The sequence below is a fragment of the Comamonas sp. F1-6 genome, from assembly GCF_039581415.1.
GTDB lineage: Bacteria > Pseudomonadota > Gammaproteobacteria > Burkholderiales > Burkholderiaceae_C > Comamonas > Comamonas thiooxydans.
In genome coordinates this window covers 47,003-63,563 of record NZ_JBCPWN010000010.1, presented here as the reverse complement: position 1 = coordinate 63,563, position 16,561 = coordinate 47,003, and the positions used below count along the sequence as shown (strand labels likewise).

The window sequence follows — 16,561 nt, the reverse complement described above, 5'->3', positions numbered from 1 at the left end:
CTGGGCCTGAGAATCCAAGGGCTTGAGCCTTCAAGCCTCATCAAGAAGCCATCGCGAACCATTGCGGTGGCTTTTTTGTTGTCGGATCAAACCGACAAGGATTTCCCCCGAATGAGCACCGCAAGCCTGCGCCCGGCGGCTTAGGCTTGAAACATCGCTTCAGACAAAGGAGTTCCGATGCTCAAGTGGGCCATTATTTTTGCCATCATCTCCCTGGTGGCCGGTGTTTTCGGCTTTACCGGCGTAGCCGCGGGCGCAGCCGGCATAGCCAAGATCCTGTTCTTTATTTTCATTGCCGTTGCCGTGATCTTCGTGGTTCTGGCCCTACTGGGCATTGGCGCAGTCAGCTAACCGCCCTCCGCTGCACACCCGCCCAAATGCCTGCCTTGTGCAGGCATTTTTCATGCAGACCGACCTCAAAGCCCTCGGGCAGTCAGCGCCAGCGTCTGGCTGAAGCCGGGCTTGGCCCGGTAAAGCTGGGCAGGCCGGTGCGCCCCACCACCCAGCATGGCCCCAGGCACAGCTTCCAGCCAGTCCATCTCGTCCATCTTGCGCCTGAAGCTGACCTTGTTCAGCGGCTCGCCCAGAATGTTTTCATAGACCTGCTGCAGCTGCGGCAGCGTGAAGGTTTCGCCGCACAGATGCACGGGCAAGGAGGAATACAGGCTTTTGCTGCGCACTCGCTCCAGGGCTGCATCCAGAATGGCCCTGTGATCGAACGGCAGCTGCGGCAGGGCCGAGAGCGGCACCACGCTGATGTCGGCACGATCGGGCGGCAGGTTCTGCACGGGCAGCAGAGCGCAATAGGCGATTGCCACCGACCAGCCGCGCGGATCACGCGCCGGACCGCTGAAAGTGGCCAACTGCTCCAGATACGCACCTTCTATGCCCACCTTGGTTCTGAGCACGCGCGCCGCACTGGCCTTGGCGTCCGCATCCTCATCGGTATGAATAAAGCCGCCGGGCAAGGCCCACACCCCGGCAAAAGGCGCAGCCTGACGACGCAGCAGCACGGCATGCAGCTGCTGCTCCACCAGGGTCAGCAGCACCACATCCACACTCACCTGCACCGCTTCCCTGCGCTCATCGCTTTGATTCATTTTTTTACCAACTTCATTTTTCTTGTCTGATTATTTCATATCAATCCAAAAATACTTAGTTGCAAAAATATTTTAAGTGTTTTAGACTGCAGACATTGCATCTCGCATGAAAGCTGAACACCATGAGTCATCCACAAACCCAGCTGCTCATCATTGACCCGCAAAACGACTTCTGCGATCTGCCTGCAGACTGGTGCCCCCACTCACCAGACACTCATCAGCTGATAGCACCCAGCCTTCCGGTGACGGGCGCTCATGCCGATATGCAACGCCTGAGCAGCTGGATGGCAGCCCAGGGAGACAAACTGGGCCAGATCACCATCACTCTGGACTCGCATCAGGCTTATGACATTGCCCACCCCGCCTTCTGGCAGCAGCGCGATGGCCATGCCGTCCTGCCATTCACCTCGATCACGGCAGCGCAGGTCCGTGCCGGCGACTATGCACCGTGCAACGCTGCCGAACGCGAACGCACTCTGCAATACCTGGATCAGTTGGAGACCCAAGGCAGCTACACCCTGATGGTCTGGCCGCTGCACTGCGAGATCGGGAGCTGGGGCCATGGCATGCATGCCAGCGTGCTCGCGGCCTGCCGCCAGTGGCAGCAGTTGCAGCACCGAGCCACCCGCCATGTCTTCAAGGGCATGAACCCCTGGACCGAGCATTACAGCGCCATTCGCGCCGAGGTGCCCGATCCGCAGGATGGCGAAACCGGACTCAACACTGCCCTGCTGGCCCAGTTGCGCCAGAGCAGCACCCTGGTGATCGCGGGCGAAGCCAGCAGCCACTGCGTAGGCGCCACCACCGAGCACATCGTGGAGCACTGGGAAAGCAGCGACTACTCGCGCATCGTGCTGCTGACGGACTGCATGAGCCCGGTCGCCGGATTCGAGGGCGCGCACCTCGACTTCCTGCAACGCATGCGTGCAACCGGTGTACGCTGCGAAACCAGCGCCAGCTTTGGCTTATGAGACAAATCAGCCTCTAGCGCCTATGGATAAAGCGCTAGCAGCTCATATTTTTGAAAAGAAGAACGGCATGAAGCCCATCATCACCAGCCTGCTGGACACCGACCTCTACAAATTCACGATGTGGCAAGCCATGCTGCACCGCCACCCCCAGACCGAGGCCGAGTACGAATTTGTCTGCCGCACGCCCACGGCCTTCCCGCTGGCCGAGCTGTTGCCCGAGGTGGAGCGCGAGCTGGACGCCCTGTGCAGCCTGCGTTTCGACAAGGGCGAGCTGGACTATCTGGCCGGCCTGCGCTTCATGAAGAGCGACTTCATCGACTTTCTGCGCATCTTCCAGTTCCAGCGTGCCTTCATCCGCGCTTGGGCCGAAGGCGACCGGCTCCATATCGTTGCCAAGGGCCCGCAAGTCCATGTGATGGGCTTCGAGATCTATGTGCTGGCCATCGTCAACGAGCTGTACTTCCGCCGCTTCGATGCCGATGCCGCCCTTGTCGAAGGCCGCAAGCGCCTGCAGGTCAAGCTGGCCCAGCTCAAGCATCTGGCTGTCGAGGCCAGGCTGCACAACCCCTTCGAGCTGTTCGACTTCGGCGTGCGCCGCCGCTTCTCGGGAGCCTGGCAACGCGAGGTGGTACAGGCTTTTGCCCAGGAGACCGCGCAGTGGTTCAAGGGCACGTCCAACGTGCTGCTGGCTCGCGACCTGAACCTGGTGCCCATTGGCACCATGGCCCATGAGTATCTGCAGACCTATCAGGCCCTGGGCGTGCGCCTGCGCGACTTCCAGGTGGCCGCCCTCGAGGACTGGGTGCAGGAATACCGCGGCGACCTGGGTATCGCCCTGACCGATACCGTGGGCATGGACGCCTTTCTGGCCGACTTCGACATGTACTTTGCCAAGCTCTTCGACGGCCTGCGCCATGACTCCGGCGATCCCTTCGAGTGGGGCGAGAAGGCCATTGCCCACTATGAAAAGCTGCGCATTGCGCCGCAGAGCAAGCGCCTGGTGTTCTCGGACGGACTGGACCTGGACACGGCCCTGGCGCTCTACCACCGCTTTGCAGATCGCATCCAGTGCGGCTTCGGCATAGGCACGCGATTGACCAATGACATGGGACTGACCACGATCAATATCGTGATGAAGCTGACCCATGCCAACGGCCAGCCCGTAGCCAAGATTTCGGACTCGCCCGGCAAGACGCTGTGCAACGACGAGACCTATCTGGCCTATCTGCGCCAGGTCTTCAACATCCCTGAGCCTGCTGCCAAGGCCGCCTGATTCCCTGGAGAAAACCATGCTGAAAGTCACTCTCGCCCAGCTCAACTACATGGTGGGCGACATCAGCGGCAATATCCGCCGCATGAGAGAGGCCGCAACCAGGGCCGCGGCCGAACAGGCCGACCTGGTGGTGTTTTCCGAGCTGTCGCTGTGCGGCTACTACCCCGGCGACCTGCTGGACGAGCCCAGCTTTCTGCAAAGACTGGATGCAGGTCTGCAGGAGTTGCTGCAGGCCACGTGCCAGTTTCCCGATCTGCACTGGGTCGTGGGCGCACCCACGCGCCACGATGGCCCCGGCAAACCGCTGCACAACAGCCTGCTGGTGCTCAAGAACGGACAGATCCGCCTGCAGTACGACAAGCAACTGCTGCCCACCTACAACATCTTTGACGAGCGCCGCCACTTCGAGCCCGGGGCCGACACGGCCAAGGTGCTGCGCGTGGGCAACTGCCAGGTGGGCTTTCTGGTCTGCGAGGACGGCTGGAACGACCAGGGCGCCGACTACGCCACCAACCCGTTCGTGCGCATGGGCGATGCGGCCCCCGACCTGGTCATCAGCATCAACGCCAGCCCCAGCCACCTGGGCAAGCGCGAGCAGCGTCACGAGATCTTCACCCAGGCGGCGGCACGCCACAAGCTGGCCATCCTCTACATCAACCAGATCGGCGGCCAGGACCAGATCGTGTTCGACGGCGCATCGTTTGCCGTCGAGCCCGAGGCAGGACTGGTTTTTGAAGCCAGGCGCTTCGAAGAAGATGTCTGCACGCTGGAGCTGAATGCGCAGGGCCGGTTTCAGGCCTGCGACGGCACTGCCTTGCCTGCCGTGCCGACGCAAGGCCTGGCCACCATGGAGTTCTACCGTCAGCAGATCGTGCTGGGCCTGCGCGACTATGCGCGCCGCTGCGGCTTCAAGCAGGTGGTGGTGGGCAGCTCGGGCGGCATCGATTCGGCCTTGACGCTGGCCCTGGCCGTCGATGCCCTGGGAGCGGACAACGTGGTCGGAATCACCATGCCGTCGAGCTACTCCTCGGCGGGCTCGGTCGACGACTCCGTGCTGCTGTGCCGCAATCTGGGCATCAAGCTGTACGAGCATCCGATCAAGGAGCTGGTCACCACCTATGCACGCCAGTTCGAGGCCAGCTTTGGCGAGCCGCTCAAGGGCCTGGCACTGGAGAATCTGCAGGCCCGCGCACGCGGCACCACGCTGATGGAGTTTTCCAATGCCTTCGGCCATCTGCTGCTGACCACGGGCAACAAGTCCGAAGTCTCGGTGGGCTACTGCACTCTGTATGGCGACACCAACGGCGGTCTGGGCCTGCTTGGCGATCTGTACAAGACCGAGGTCTTCGAGCTGTCGCGCCATATCAACCGCCATGCGGGCCGCGAGCTGATCCCGCAGACCATCATCGACAAGCCGCCCTCGGCCGAGCTGGCTCCCGGCCAGAAGGACGAGGACAGCCTGCCGCCCTATGCCGTGCTCGACGAGATTCTCAAATGGCATATCGAGGGCCAGCATCTGTCCAGCAAGGAATATGCGCAGGCCGCGGCCTTTGTGGACAGGCTGCGCACAGAAGCCGGCGGCCCCGAGACCATTGCCCGCGTGCAGAAGCTGGTGTTCCGCAGCGAATACAAGCGCCGCCAGGCTCCGCCCATGCTCAGAGTACGCCCACGGGCCTTTGGCACGGGCCGGCAGATGCCGATTGCGGCACACTACGAGTAGCAATGCCCGGCACCTGCTTGAGACTAGCTGGCAAAGCCTTGCTGCACCTCGGGTGCGGCCGAGCGCCTGGCAGCCTGTCTCGAATGCCGACTTTGGCCGTACCGGGCCTGGTTAAACATTTAAAAATGTGAGCTACTCTCGCTTACCCAGTAAGCATTTAGCGCGTTTTTACCAATATTTGCCCTTGCGGGCGCTGATTTCTGTACGGGTTTCGCTCTCATGCCTCAAGCCAGTCCCAACACCTCCAGCAAGCGTGTCATCGCCGCCGCACCCGAGACCCTGCCCACCTCCGTGCCCCTGCATACCGCCGTGCTGATCGGCCGCTTTCAGCCACTGCACAACGGCCATATGGCCTTGCTGCATGCCGCACTGGAGCGGGCTCGCCAGGTCGTGGTGGTACTGGGCAGCGCCTGGCAGGCCCCCAATCCCAAAAACCCGTTCAGCTGGCAGGAGCGCGCGCAGATGTTGCGCAATGCGTTATCGAAAGAGGATGCCGAGCGCGTGCGCTGCGTGCCCGTGCGCGACTATTACAACGAGCCGCTGTGGGTGCATGCCGTACGCGAAGCCGTGCAGGCCCATGTACCCGAGGGCGCGAGCGTGGCCCTGGTCGGGCATTTCAAGGACTCCAGCAGCAGCTATCTGGCCCGCTTTCCGGGCTGGGAGCTGATCAGCCTGCCGCGCCTGGGCCAGTTCGACGCCACGCCGCTGCGCGAAATCTTCTTCGGTGAAGGCGGCGCCTCGCCCGAAACCATGGATGCCGCCCTGGCCAGGCTTTCCTCCCAGATGCCCGAGAGCACGCTGGACTTTCTGCGCCGCTGGGCCCAGACACCGCTGTATCTGCGCCTGCAAAAGGAATGGCATATGCTGCAGGACTACAAGCGGGCCTGGGCCAAGGCGCCTTATGCACCGGTGTTCGTCACCGTGGATGCGCTGCTGCGCTGCCGTGCCAAGGGCCAGGACCAGGTGCTGCTGATCCAGCGCGGCCATGCGCCGGGCCAGGGCCTCTGGGCGCTGCCCGGCGGCTTTCTCGAGCAGCGCGACAGCCTCTGGCAATCCTGCATGCGCGAGCTGCGTGAAGAAACCTGCTCCTCCATCAGCGAAGCGGATCTGCTGGCAGCCCTGCAGGCCGTGCAGGTCTTCGATCACCCGGACCGCAGCCTGCGCGGGCGTACCATTACCCATGTGCACTATCTGGATCTGGGCGTGCAGCCCAGCCTGCCTCCGGTACAGGGTGCGGACGACGCCGCCCTGGCCCGCTGGGTGCCGATTGCCGATCTGCCCCGCATGGAGGCCGAGTTCTTCGAGGACCATTTCCAGATCCTGTGCCAGTTCCTGCCCGTGACTCTGGCTCAGAGCGAGCCCGAGCGCCAGGTCGCCTGATACAACAAAACCATAGCTGCGAGCGCTTTACCATCAAGCGCTTGAGCCACTTTTTCCTAATATTTAATGAGCCAGCTCCATATCCGCCCCGCCACCGAGCAAGACATCGACCTGATCCTGCACTTCGTACGCGAACTCGCCATCTATGAAAAGGCCGAGCACGAAGTCAAGGCCACGCCCGACCATGTGCGTCGCACGCTGTTCTGCGCCAACCCGGCTGTCTTCGGCCTGATCTGCGAGATTGACGGCCAGGCCGTGGGCTTTGCCGTGTATTTCTTCAACTATTCCACCTGGCAGGGCCAGCATGGCCTGTATCTGGAAGATCTGTACATCACGCCTGACGCCCGCGGCCACGGCGCCGGCAAGGCCCTGCTCCAGCATCTGGCCCGGATCGCCATGGAAAAGGACTGCGGCCGCTTTGAATGGAGTTGCCTGGACTGGAATACGCCCTCCATCAAGTTCTATGACAGCCTGGGCGCCCTGCCACAGACCGAGTGGATCCGCTATCGCATGACGGGCTCGGCCCTGCAGGCCATGGCCACGGGTGACAAACAGGCTTGAGCCCCAGGCCAGATCATCCAGAGTGATGTGTGCAGCCCTTCGAAGTGATGCGCGCCCCTTTGCAGATTGAGTGTACGCAACATCAACAATGCGGCGCGTTCGCGCTTGCGCCAAAATGAATGGTTTTGCAAAACAATAACAAAGGCGGCAATCAGTGCTGACCTTTCACACTATCTCTGGAATCCAGAATGCCAAGCTATCAAGAACTCATCGCTCAGAAAAATGCGCTGGACAAGCGCATCGAAGAAGCGCGCAGCACCGAAGCCAAGGAAGCCCTGGCCACCGTCAAGCAACTGATCGCCACCTTCGGCTTTACCTCTCAGCAGGTTTTCCCCTGGAAGCCTGAAGAAAAGAAAAAGGTCGAGGCCAGGTACTACGACCCCGAAAGTGGTGCGACCTGGACCGGCCGCGGCAAGCCCCCAAAGTGGATCGAAGGCAAGGATCGCGGCCAGTACGAGATCAAGACCACGCCCAACGTGGACTTCAGCGCGCCGCGCGACGAAAAAAACCCGTTCCCGGTTCAATAAGCAGCCCGGCCGTTCAGCCGCCAGCAGCCTGCTCCGCCGGCTGCGGTGCCTTGAGCATGCGCACCAGGGCCGCCACGTTCAGGCACTGGATGAGCAAATCGCCGTCATTGGCCCGGATCAAGCGGTCAACCAGCTGATCCGCCGCACCCGCCATTGCAGGGGCCAGTCGCAGCTGCCCGCTCTCGAATCGCGCCACCCCTTCGAGATCGCTGACCAGCACACCCAGCTTGAGCCCCCTGTGCTCCAGCACGATCACCTGGCTTTGCGCCGTCCTGGTCACGGGCTTGCCAAAAAGCAGCTCCCCCAGATCGAATACCCAGACATAGCCAGCCACAACCCCTTGGCTGCGCCGCGCCAGCGTGCCCACGCAATGCGGCAAGCGACCGGCTGAAACGGGGGCGATGGCCGAGGCACTCTGAGCCTCGAGCACGCAGGCAGCATCCACGGCGAGCACGCTGCACCCCACAAAAAAGGTCGCCATCTCCATGCCCACGGCACTGCCCTGGCTGGCCGCCGCCAAGCTTTGCACCCTGGTGTTGCGGCGAGAGACGGCCGCCAGCGCATCGTCCTGCACGGCACCAAACGCCTGCACGGACAAGGCCAGCACCTCTTCGCTATAGCCGTCGCTGCGCTTGAACTCCCGGTAACCGCTGCCCGCCGTGATAGCCACCACGCAATACTGGCCCTGATACACCATGGCGCGGGCCATGCTCTGTCCAGATGCCAGGGCCAGCATCTGCGGCGGCAGATCCAGCTGCATGCCCGGCTGCAGCTGCACATCCGAGGAAGACATGACCAGGCCCGAGCGGTTCAGATAGACCACCCGCCTGCCGCCTGCCGCCTGAACACCGGTCACGCCCTCAAGCATGGCCTTGAATTCACGCTGTGCATGGAACACCAGGCCGATTCCGCCCAGCACCACGCCATCGGCATTGCGTATGGCCGCGTGATAGACATAGGTCGGGCCGTCCTCCTCGTGCTGAACACAAGGGCGCCATGGCGAGACGTGATAGGCCTGGGTCCCGCCCAGCGCCAGAACCTGGTGCAGGCTGTCCGTCTCTATATAGGTGCCCAGCAGCCCACGGATCTCGGCATCGGGGCGGCCTCGCTGACTGACGGCCACGACCCTGCCGCGAACGTCATAGACCATGATTTGCTGGTAGACCGTATACAGGTCGTGAATGGCGGTGAGCAGCGCACAGGCCTCGCTCACCTGATCCGGGGCCGTCTCGCCCAAGGCCAGGTCCTCGAGCAATTCGGACAGCTGCGGCGTCAAGGCCCACCAGCGGCAGTCGTTGGCACGCTCATAGAGATTGCGATCGAGCAGATCCACCAGCAGACTGGTCAACAGGCTGTTGTCTCTCAGTGCGGTGTTGAGCACCGTGCCGTAGAGCGCATCGATGGACTGGGAGAAGACCTCGTTGGTCCGCGCCCCCGTCTCGCCAATCTGCTCCAGCACGGCCTGCAGCCGCGTGTTGTCCATCTGCTTGCCTGCTGTCATGACGCGGCCGTTCCAGACCACACGACGTATGGTGTCCGCTGCGCTGCGTATGGCATGCAGGGGGGGGCAGAAGCGATGTGCATGTGCCAGCAGGCCCTGGGCCACCGCGGCATCCAGCCCATCCAGACCTGCTTGCGATTGAAGACCGAAGGCCAGCTCCAGCGGCGTCATGATCTGCGCCCGCCAGCCCTGGGGGCCCATATAGCCTTGATAGCCTGCCGAGGCCGCCGATTGCACCAGATAGGTGCGTCCTCCATGTACATACAGCGAATCCGCACCATCACGGTGAGGCCGCACGTTCGCACCCACACCAATCCAGTGCGGATCGCTGCTGGCCAGCACCAGTCCCCGATCATCGAGCAACAGGGCGATGCTGGTCTGAGCTTCGGGCGCGCCGCTACCGTCTGTCCGGTCTCGGCCGCTCCAGATGCCTTGCATCTCGCCATCAAAGTCAAAACACAGGCACAGCACGCCAATAGGCTGGCGGTTGCCGGCGTGCAGCATGCGATGCGCATAGATCAACGCGCTGCCGTGCCCTGGCAGCAGGTCGGTGGCACCGAAACTCTGCACAAAGCCCGGGCTTTGCAGAGCGCGGGCAATCAATGTATCCCGGCATGGCTGATCTGCGGCCTGACTCCTCTCGCGCGCACTCGTTCGCACCCGGCCTTCGGCATCCAGCAGCAGAATGTCCGCGTAGACCGTGTACTTGCTTCGGTAGGCACGCAGACGCTGGGTGATGGCCGCCTCGTCGCCATCCGCTGCGGCCATGAACTGGCACAGCATGGCGTCGGTCGCCAGAAACCCCACGTCGGCCGTGCGCTCGTAGAGATTGCGCACCAGGGTATCGATCAGATGCTGTGCCTGACTGGCCAGCCCCGCCGTCACCCCCGTCACCGCCTGCATCACCATGGACTGCACCAGCTCCTGCTCCAGCCGCTCGAAGCCGCCACGCGTGGCGGCCATCATGGGCAACAAGGCCTGCGCTTCCTGAGGGCAATTCATCTTGGCTGAGGACTCTATGAGCCGCCACATCAGATTCAGCTCCCTGAGCGAACTCTCGCAGCGCCCGACCTGGCGCATATGAGGAATGAAGACGTCTGTCTGCAGCAGATCCTGGGCGCGCTGCGCCGGGGCAGTCATGGTTTCTAGAGGCATGTTCTGCCAGAGCAAAAGCCAGGCCTATTTGTAAAAACACGTTACACATGACTAAGAACAAACCCTGTTTCCTCGCAGATTTGTCCTGCGAACGGCTGGGGAGAGGTCTTGAAAGCGCGAGAAATTGCCTTATTATTAGCACTCAATGGGGTTGAGTGCTAACAGCTTGACCCTAGATATTCCGAATGTCGGCCAGGATGGCTGGCAAGTCTTGTTTCAACTTTGTTGATGTATTTAGGAGTTGGTATGAACCTGCGTCCCCTGCACGATCGCGTGATCGTCAAGCGCCTCGAAAACGAAACCAAGACAGCCTCGGGCATCGTGCTCCCTGATGCTGCCACCGAGAAGCCTGACCAGGGCGAAGTGCTGGCTGTGGGTCCCGGCAAGCGCAATGACAAGGGCGAGCTGATCGCTCTGAACGTGAAGGTCGGCGACCGCGTTCTGTTCGGCAAGTACTCTGGCCAAACCGTGAAGATCCACGGCGACGAGCTGCTGGTCATGAAGGAAGACGACCTGTTCGCAGTCGTCGAGAAGTAATCCTTCCCGAACACCTCCCCCTATTCATGGCTGTCGGCGACTGATTGACAAGCGCTGGCAGCCCAATTGAACCCCATTCTTTAGGAGCCAAAAATGGCAGCAAAAGACGTAGTTTTCGGCGGTGAAGCACGTGCACGCATGGTTGAAGGCGTGAACATTCTGGCTAACGCAGTCAAGGTTACCCTGGGCCCCAAGGGCCGCAACGTGGTGCTGGAGCGCTCCTTCGGCGCCCCCACCGTGACCAAGGACGGCGTGTCCGTGGCCAAGGAAATCGAACTCAAGGACAAGCTGCAGAACATGGGCGCCCAGCTCGTGAAGGAAGTGGCCTCCAAGACCAACGACATCGCTGGTGACGGCACGACCACCGCTACCGTGCTGGCCCAAGCCATTGTGCGCGAAGGCTCCAAGTACGTGGCCGCCGGCCTGAATCCCATGGACCTGAAGCGCGGCATCGACAAGGCTGTCGCCGCCCTGGTGGAAGAGCTGAAGAAGCAATCCAAGGCCACCACCACTTCCAAGGAAATCGCTCAAGTGGGCACGATCTCCGCCAACTCCGACTCCGACGTGGGCGAAATCATCGCTCAAGCCATGGACAAGGTCGGCAAGGAAGGCGTGATCACCGTTGAAGAAGGCAAGAGCCTGGCCAACGAACTGGATGTCGTCGAAGGCATGCAATTCGACCGCGGCTACCTGTCGCCCTACTTCATCAACAACCCCGAAAAGCAAGCCGCGATTCTGGACAACCCCTTCGTGCTGCTGTTCGACAAGAAGATCAGCAACATCCGCGACCTGCTGCCCACGCTGGAAGCTGTGGCCAAGGCCGGCCGTCCTCTGCTGATCATTGCCGAAGACGTCGAAGGCGAAGCCCTGGCGACTCTGGTGGTGAACACCATCCGCGGCATCCTGAAGGTTGTGGCTGTGAAGGCTCCCGGCTTCGGCGACCGTCGCAAGGCCATGCTGGAAGACATCGCCATCCTGACTGGCGGCAAGGTCATCGCTGAAGAAGTGGGCCTGTCGCTGGACAAGGTGACTCTGGAAGATCTGGGCCAGGCTGCTCGCGTCGAAATCGGCAAGGAAAACACCACCATCATCGACGGTGCTGGCGCTGCTGACGAAATCGAAGCCCGCGTGAAGCAAATCCGCATCCAGATCGAAGAAGCCACTTCCGACTACGACCGTGAAAAGCTGCAAGAGCGCGTGGCCAAGCTGGCCGGCGGTGTTGCCGTGATCAAGGTTGGCGCTGCCACCGAAGTCGAAATGAAGGAAAAGAAGGCCCGCGTGGAAGACGCCCTGCACGCAACCCGCGCTGCTGTGGAAGAAGGCATCGTGGCCGGCGGTGGCGTGGCCCTGCTGCGCGCCAAGCAAGCCGTTGGCGCCCTGGCTACCGGCAATGCCGAACAAGACGCCGGCATCAAGCTGGTTCTGAAGGCCATTGAAGCACCTCTGCGCGAAATCGTGGCCAACGCCGGTGGCGAGCCCTCGGTGGTCGTGAACGCCGTGCTGAACGGTTCCGGCAACTACGGCTTCAACGCTGCCAACGACACCTACGGCGACATGCTGGAAATGGGTATCCTGGATCCCACCAAGGTGACTCGCACTGCTCTGCAGAACGCCGCTTCCGTGGCTTCCCTGCTGCTGACCACCGAGTGCATGATCGCCGAAGCCCCCAAGGCTGACGCAGCTCCTGCCATGCCCGATATGGGCGGCATGGGCGGCATGGGCGGCATGGGCATGTAATTGCTCTGCTGCTGACCGGGTGGTTTGCTCCACCTGGTTTGCCCACAACAAAAAAGGCCGCATTTGCGGCCTTTTTCTTTTACACCGAGCTTCACGAGCTGCTCTGAGCACAAAAAAGCCAGCCGATATCGGGCTGGCTTTTGTATCCAGAGATTCGCCTTAGAAACGATGACGCAGACCGATGGTGATACCGGTACGCTTTTTCGCGCCATTGGCATCAAGCATCACGCCCGCACCGCCTTTGGTCTTGGTGTGATCCACCGCGAAATAGGCATCGGTACGCTTGGAGAAGGCATAGTCAGCCACGGCAACGATAAAGTCGGCCTTGCCATTGAAGGCGCCAGTCGCCGATCCCGATTGCTTGGCATGGTAGTAATGCAGACCTGCATTGAGCTGCGGCGTGACCTGGTAGCCAAAACCGACCTTGAACATCTCACGCTTGTTGGCAAAATTTCCGGGCGCATTACCCGCGATAAAGCCACCATTGGAAGAGCCTGTCCAATATGCATTGAGCAGGCCGGCGTCAAAAATGGCACCAGCCCCCGCAGCACCGAGACTATCCTTGACCTTGTTCTGGCCGTAACCAGCCATCAGATACAGAGGCCCGGTGCGATAGGAGCCGCCCAGTGTCCAGGCATCCACATCGGTGCCGGCCGGCAAGGTGGAGCGCTGGAAAGCACCACCCACAGAAATGCCATTGGCAGAATAGCGCAGATAGCCGCCTGCGGTTTTCAATGCCAGACCACCTGGCGTCATATCAATACTGCCGCCCTTCTTGGCAAAGGTATTTCCTTCGTCAAAAGAATACTGCAGCCCCGCACGAACCGGCCCGAACTCGGCAACGTACTTCAGCATATTGTTTGCACGCGCGCCCAGAGACATGCCGATTTCAGGCTTGTAGGCATCCATATAAGGCGAATATGGGAACGATGCATAGGTAGAGGTCACCAGATCAAACAGCACGTTGTATTGGCGCCCCATGGTCACCTGACCAAAACTGGTGCTGCGCAAGCCCACCCAGGACTGCGCAAAGTAAGGTTGAGCGGTGCTGGGCGTGCCCGAATCCGTCCAGAAACGATTTTCCAGATTGGCAATAGCCGACAAGCCTCCACCCAGATCTTCCTTGATATTGATACCCCAGCGGCTCTCCGACATGCCGCCACCGATCATTTTGGTCAGACCACTTTTATTCGGACCCTCATTAGTCGTGTGACGAATCGCTGCATCCACAATGCCATACAGTTGCACGCTGCTTTGTGCATAAGCAATCGTCCCCAGCGAACCCAGCACAGCCAAAGCCAATGTTTTTTTCACAAATGAAGATGTCATTGTGTTGCCTCTCTCTTAATTCAATTCGCAAACAGTTGGTGGAAAATTCATTCTAGAAATGCTTTCCTCAACCGCGCGAGCATTGGCACAAGCGCAACACAGGCCTTTCCCTCTGGGGGCAAACCTCTCAGCAAACACCCTTTCAGGTTTAACCCCAGAAATAAAAAAGGCCTGTCTTTCGACAGGCCTTTTGGCTTTTAAGCAGTTACTGGCTTATGCCAGCAATTGATTAGAAAGCGTGGCGGATACCAACTTGCACGCCAGTCTGGTTGCGAGCAGCACCGCTGTCCTTCAGACCGATTTGGTTGCTCACGCCCTTAGCGTTCAGGGACATGAAAGAACCTTCCTTGTTCTTCAGGTAAGCAACGGTACCGTACAAAGCAGTACGCTTGGACAGGTTGTGCACATAGCCCAGGGAGAACTGGTGAGCCTTGGCATCATTAGCCTTTTGGTCATACATAGCGTACTGAGCCTTGACTTCACCCACGCCACCCACAGGAGCGGACACGCCCAGCAGGTATGTGTTGTACTTGTCGCTGCCAGCGCCGTCCCACTTGTACTTCACTTGCTGTGCCAGACCTGCAACCTTGGCAACGCCAAAGTTGTAAGAAGCGCCGATAGACATTTCGTCACGCTTGTTCTGGGAACCCAGCAGCAGTTCGCCGTAAGCAGCAGTCACGCTCAGGGGACCGTTGTCGTAACCAACGTTACCACCAACGTAGCGGCCAGCCTTGGTGTTGCCGTATTGCTTTTCGTCGAAAGCATAGCTCACGTTAGCGTTGAAGCCGTTGAAGTTAGGGGAGGAGTAGGACAGCATGTTGTCCTTACGGATGGTGTTGCCGTCAGCAATATCAGTACCAGCCCAGTCAGCGTAGGACATGTTCTGGCCGATACCGGTGGCGCCGAACAGGTCATACTTCAGACCAGCACGGAAAGTGGGGGTGGTTTCACGACCCAGACGAACTTCACCGAAGTTGCCCGACAGACGCACTGTGGATTCACGGCGGAAATTGAAACCACCAGTGTTGCCGCTGTCGCCGAAGATTTCGCCTTCCAGCCAGAAGCCAGCCTTCAGACCGCCACCCAGGTCTTCAGTGCCGCGCAGGCCCAGACGGCTGGTAGCGTTACCGCTGCTGTGCACGCCGTAACGGCTGCTGTCGCCGGAAGCGTTGTCGACGTAGGAAACGCCAGTGTCAACGATACCAAACAGGGTCACGGAAGATTGAGCCATTGCGGCGCCGGAAGCGGCCAGCACTGCCAGGGCGATCAGAGATTTTTTCATTACGAGTTACTCCAAGGTTTAGAAGGGCGCCGGTTCTATGGGAGAGAGACTTGAGCCTCGAGCTCCACCGGTTTCCCGCGCCAACCTCCTGGTGGGGAAGTTGGGTCTATTGCACCAGACCACCGAGCCCAGCGCAAAGGAATTCACCCAAAACTGCTCGATTCGGCGCGTTTTCGTTGCACTACCGCAACAAACACCAAGCCGCACTAGCGGGCACACCCTTAGGGGTTCCTGCCTAGGATTGCCCCAGCGCAAGTTGCGGATGAGCCACTCTGGTGTACCTTATGTGCATTGACGCCAGACAGGCGCCGCACTGAGTTCTTTTTAGCCATGGACAAGTTACTGACCGCTGCCGACGCAGCTCTTCGCACTCTGTTTGCCGACCCGGTGGCCGCAGAGCGCTCGCCTGCCGCAGGGATCGCCGAAGCCGATCTGAGCGATGAACAGCGCAAGCTCTCCGCAGCCTTGATGCGCGTCAATCATGTGGGCGAGGTCTGCGCTCAGGCGCTATACAACGCTCAGGCCATGGTGACCAAGGACATGGAGTTGCGCGAGCATCTGCTGCATGCCGCTCGCGAGGAAATGGACCATCTGGCCTGGACCCGCGAACGCCTGCATGCCCTGGGTGACAGACCCTCGTTGCTGAACCCGCTGTGGTTTGCTGGCGCTTTTGCCATTGGCACGATTGCCGCCAAATTCAGCGATGCCGCCAGTCTGGGCTTTGTGGTCGAGACAGAAAATCAGGTTTCTGCCCACCTGGCAAGCCATCTGGGTCGCCTGCCCGAGGAGGACGAGGCTTCGCGTGCCGTGGTCGAGCGCATGAAGGATGACGAAGAGCGTCATGCCGCAGCAGCGATCGACGAAGGTGCAATGCAACTGCCTCCGATTGCCCAGGGGCTGATGCGTGTGGCGGCCAAAGTCATGACGATTACAGCGCATCGCATCTGATTAGCGCCTGTTCAACAAAAACGGGCCGTTGAGGCCCGTTTTTTCGATCGAACGTCCAGTTCAGGCTTCGACGATGTCGAAGCCCGTCGTGATTTCGGCCGTCTTGCCCAGCATGATGGTGGCCGAGCAGTATTTGTCGTGGCTCATGGCGATGGCGCGTTCGACGGCTCCGGCAGACAGGTTCTTGCCGCTGACCGTGAACTGCATGTGGATCTTGGTGAACACCTTGGGGTCGGTCTCGGCGCGCTCGGAAGTCAACTGCACGCTGCAGCCCTTCACATCGTGACGGCCACGCTTGAGGATGAGCACCACGTCGTAGGCCGTGCAGCCGCCGGCGCCGGCCAGCAGCATCTCCATGGGGCGAGGAGCCTGATTGCGACCGCCATTGGCCGGGTTCTTCTCGTCCGGTGCGCCGTCCATATTGACCACATGGCCGCTGCCGGTCTCTGCCACAAAGCCCATGCCCGAGCGCGTTCCGGTGGCCGCGCCTGTCCAACTAACCGTGCATTCCATTGTTTTTCCTCTCAAAACTGTTGCAAT

General features: G+C 60.6%; 15 protein-coding genes. 10 read left to right on the top strand and 5 right to left on the bottom strand.

Annotated features, from left to right (window positions below; translation table 11 throughout):
- Positions 1–177: 177 nt before the first annotated feature.
- Positions 178–351 carry a DUF1328 domain-containing protein gene (locus AAIL66_RS12345; protein ID WP_003058756.1) on the top strand — a complete coding sequence of 58 codons (174 nt, stop codon included), beginning with the start codon at positions 178–180 and terminating at the stop codon, positions 349–351.
- A 65-nt stretch (positions 352–416) separates the two neighbouring features.
- Here the strand turns inward: AAIL66_RS12345 and AAIL66_RS12340 are convergent, their stop codons facing one another.
- The gene (locus AAIL66_RS12340) at positions 417–1,100 is read right to left on the bottom strand and encodes an NUDIX domain-containing protein (RefSeq protein WP_343496860.1); all 684 of its coding nucleotides are present in this window, start codon (positions 1,098–1,100) and stop codon (positions 417–419) included.
- Between the two features lie 122 nt (positions 1,101–1,222).
- On the opposite strand from AAIL66_RS12340, the gene AAIL66_RS12335 reads away from it, so the two are divergent.
- The 6 genes from AAIL66_RS12335 (at position 1,223) to AAIL66_RS12310 (ending at position 7,532) form a co-directional block, all read left to right on the top strand.
- Complete coding sequence (locus AAIL66_RS12335; protein WP_343496859.1) at positions 1,223–2,071, top strand: cysteine hydrolase; 849 nt, start codon at positions 1,223–1,225, stop codon at positions 2,069–2,071.
- Between the two features lie 67 nt (positions 2,072–2,138).
- The gene (gene pncB / locus AAIL66_RS12330; RefSeq protein ID WP_034357386.1) at positions 2,139–3,344 is read left to right on the top strand and encodes a nicotinate phosphoribosyltransferase; all 1,206 of its coding nucleotides are present in this window, start codon (positions 2,139–2,141) and stop codon (positions 3,342–3,344) included.
- 16 nt (positions 3,345–3,360) lie between these two features.
- Positions 3,361–5,064, top strand: coding sequence for an NAD+ synthase (locus AAIL66_RS12325; protein WP_343496858.1), 1,704 nt, complete (start codon positions 3,361–3,363; stop codon positions 5,062–5,064).
- Between the two features lie 219 nt (positions 5,065–5,283).
- Positions 5,284–6,444 (top strand): bifunctional nicotinamide-nucleotide adenylyltransferase/Nudix hydroxylase, encoded by a 1,161-nt coding sequence (locus AAIL66_RS12320; protein WP_052052681.1) that lies wholly within the window; start codon positions 5,284–5,286, stop codon positions 6,442–6,444.
- A gap of 66 nt (positions 6,445–6,510) precedes the next feature.
- Entirely contained in the window at positions 6,511–7,005 is a 495-nt protein-coding gene (locus tag AAIL66_RS12315) for a GNAT family N-acetyltransferase (RefSeq protein ID WP_034357384.1), read from the top strand.
- A gap of 188 nt (positions 7,006–7,193) precedes the next feature.
- Positions 7,194–7,532: an H-NS histone family protein gene (locus tag AAIL66_RS12310; RefSeq protein WP_034381503.1), complete on the top strand. Its 339-nt coding sequence runs from the start codon at positions 7,194–7,196 to the stop codon at positions 7,530–7,532.
- Positions 7,533–7,545: 13 nt separating this feature from the next.
- Here the strand turns inward: AAIL66_RS12310 and AAIL66_RS12305 are convergent, their stop codons facing one another.
- Entirely contained in the window at positions 7,546–10,188 is a 2,643-nt protein-coding gene (locus AAIL66_RS12305; RefSeq protein ID WP_343496857.1) for a chemotaxis protein CheW, read from the bottom strand.
- Between the two features lie 246 nt (positions 10,189–10,434).
- On the opposite strand from AAIL66_RS12305, the gene groES reads away from it, so the two are divergent.
- Complete coding sequence (gene groES, locus AAIL66_RS12300; RefSeq protein ID WP_003058782.1) at positions 10,435–10,725, top strand: co-chaperone GroES; 291 nt, start codon at positions 10,435–10,437, stop codon at positions 10,723–10,725.
- A gap of 93 nt (positions 10,726–10,818) precedes the next feature.
- Positions 10,819–12,462: a chaperonin GroEL gene (gene groL / locus AAIL66_RS12295; RefSeq protein ID WP_003061955.1), complete on the top strand. Its 1,644-nt coding sequence runs from the start codon at positions 10,819–10,821 to the stop codon at positions 12,460–12,462.
- A 159-nt stretch (positions 12,463–12,621) separates the two neighbouring features.
- Here groL and AAIL66_RS12290 read toward each other — a convergent pair whose 3' ends face one another.
- Both AAIL66_RS12290 and AAIL66_RS12285 read right to left on the bottom strand, forming a co-directional pair.
- Entirely contained in the window at positions 12,622–13,791 is a 1,170-nt protein-coding gene (locus tag AAIL66_RS12290; RefSeq protein WP_034357378.1) for a porin, read from the bottom strand.
- Positions 13,792–14,020: 229 nt separating this feature from the next.
- The gene (locus AAIL66_RS12285) at positions 14,021–15,073 is read right to left on the bottom strand and encodes a porin (RefSeq protein WP_003061951.1); all 1,053 of its coding nucleotides are present in this window, start codon (positions 15,071–15,073) and stop codon (positions 14,021–14,023) included.
- Positions 15,074–15,403: 330 nt separating this feature from the next.
- Between AAIL66_RS12285 and coq7 the strand changes: the two genes are divergently transcribed.
- Complete coding sequence (gene coq7 / locus AAIL66_RS12280; protein WP_034357373.1) at positions 15,404–16,021, top strand: 2-polyprenyl-3-methyl-6-methoxy-1,4-benzoquinone monooxygenase; 618 nt, start codon at positions 15,404–15,406, stop codon at positions 16,019–16,021.
- 60 nt (positions 16,022–16,081) lie between these two features.
- Here the strand turns inward: coq7 and AAIL66_RS12275 are convergent, their stop codons facing one another.
- A complete protein-coding gene (locus tag AAIL66_RS12275; RefSeq protein ID WP_063661888.1) occupies positions 16,082–16,534 on the bottom strand; it encodes an OsmC family protein in 453 nt (150 codons plus the stop codon).
- Positions 16,535–16,561 lie beyond the last annotated feature (27 nt).

What these genes read in the sequence shown, in the direction of transcription:
- groL (WP_003061955.1), top strand. Translation starts at nt 10,819, where the DNA reads ATGGCAGCAAAAGACGTAGTTTTCGGCGGTGAAGCACGTGCACGCATG.
- AAIL66_RS12275 (WP_063661888.1), bottom strand. Translation starts at nt 16,534, where the DNA reads ATGGAATGCACGGTTAGTTGGACAGGCGCGGCCACCGGAACGCGCTCG.
- AAIL66_RS12285 (WP_003061951.1), bottom strand. Translation starts at nt 15,073, where the DNA reads ATGAAAAAATCTCTGATCGCCCTGGCAGTGCTGGCCGCTTCCGGCGCC.
- AAIL66_RS12335 (WP_343496859.1), top strand. Translation starts at nt 1,223, where the DNA reads ATGAGTCATCCACAAACCCAGCTGCTCATCATTGACCCGCAAAACGAC.
- AAIL66_RS12305 (WP_343496857.1), bottom strand. Translation starts at nt 10,188, where the DNA reads ATGCCTCTAGAAACCATGACTGCCCCGGCGCAGCGCGCCCAGGATCTG.
- AAIL66_RS12325 (WP_343496858.1), top strand. Translation starts at nt 3,361, where the DNA reads ATGCTGAAAGTCACTCTCGCCCAGCTCAACTACATGGTGGGCGACATC.
- coq7 (WP_034357373.1), top strand. Translation starts at nt 15,404, where the DNA reads ATGGACAAGTTACTGACCGCTGCCGACGCAGCTCTTCGCACTCTGTTT.
- pncB (WP_034357386.1), top strand. Translation starts at nt 2,139, where the DNA reads ATGAAGCCCATCATCACCAGCCTGCTGGACACCGACCTCTACAAATTC.
- AAIL66_RS12340 (WP_343496860.1), bottom strand. Translation starts at nt 1,100, where the DNA reads ATGAATCAAAGCGATGAGCGCAGGGAAGCGGTGCAGGTGAGTGTGGAT.
- AAIL66_RS12290 (WP_034357378.1), bottom strand. Translation starts at nt 13,791, where the DNA reads ATGACATCTTCATTTGTGAAAAAAACATTGGCTTTGGCTGTGCTGGGT.
- groES (WP_003058782.1), top strand. Translation starts at nt 10,435, where the DNA reads ATGAACCTGCGTCCCCTGCACGATCGCGTGATCGTCAAGCGCCTCGAA.
- AAIL66_RS12315 (WP_034357384.1), top strand. Translation starts at nt 6,511, where the DNA reads ATGAGCCAGCTCCATATCCGCCCCGCCACCGAGCAAGACATCGACCTG.
- AAIL66_RS12310 (WP_034381503.1), top strand. Translation starts at nt 7,194, where the DNA reads ATGCCAAGCTATCAAGAACTCATCGCTCAGAAAAATGCGCTGGACAAG.
- AAIL66_RS12320 (WP_052052681.1), top strand. Translation starts at nt 5,284, where the DNA reads ATGCCTCAAGCCAGTCCCAACACCTCCAGCAAGCGTGTCATCGCCGCC.
- AAIL66_RS12345 (WP_003058756.1), top strand. Translation starts at nt 178, where the DNA reads ATGCTCAAGTGGGCCATTATTTTTGCCATCATCTCCCTGGTGGCCGGT.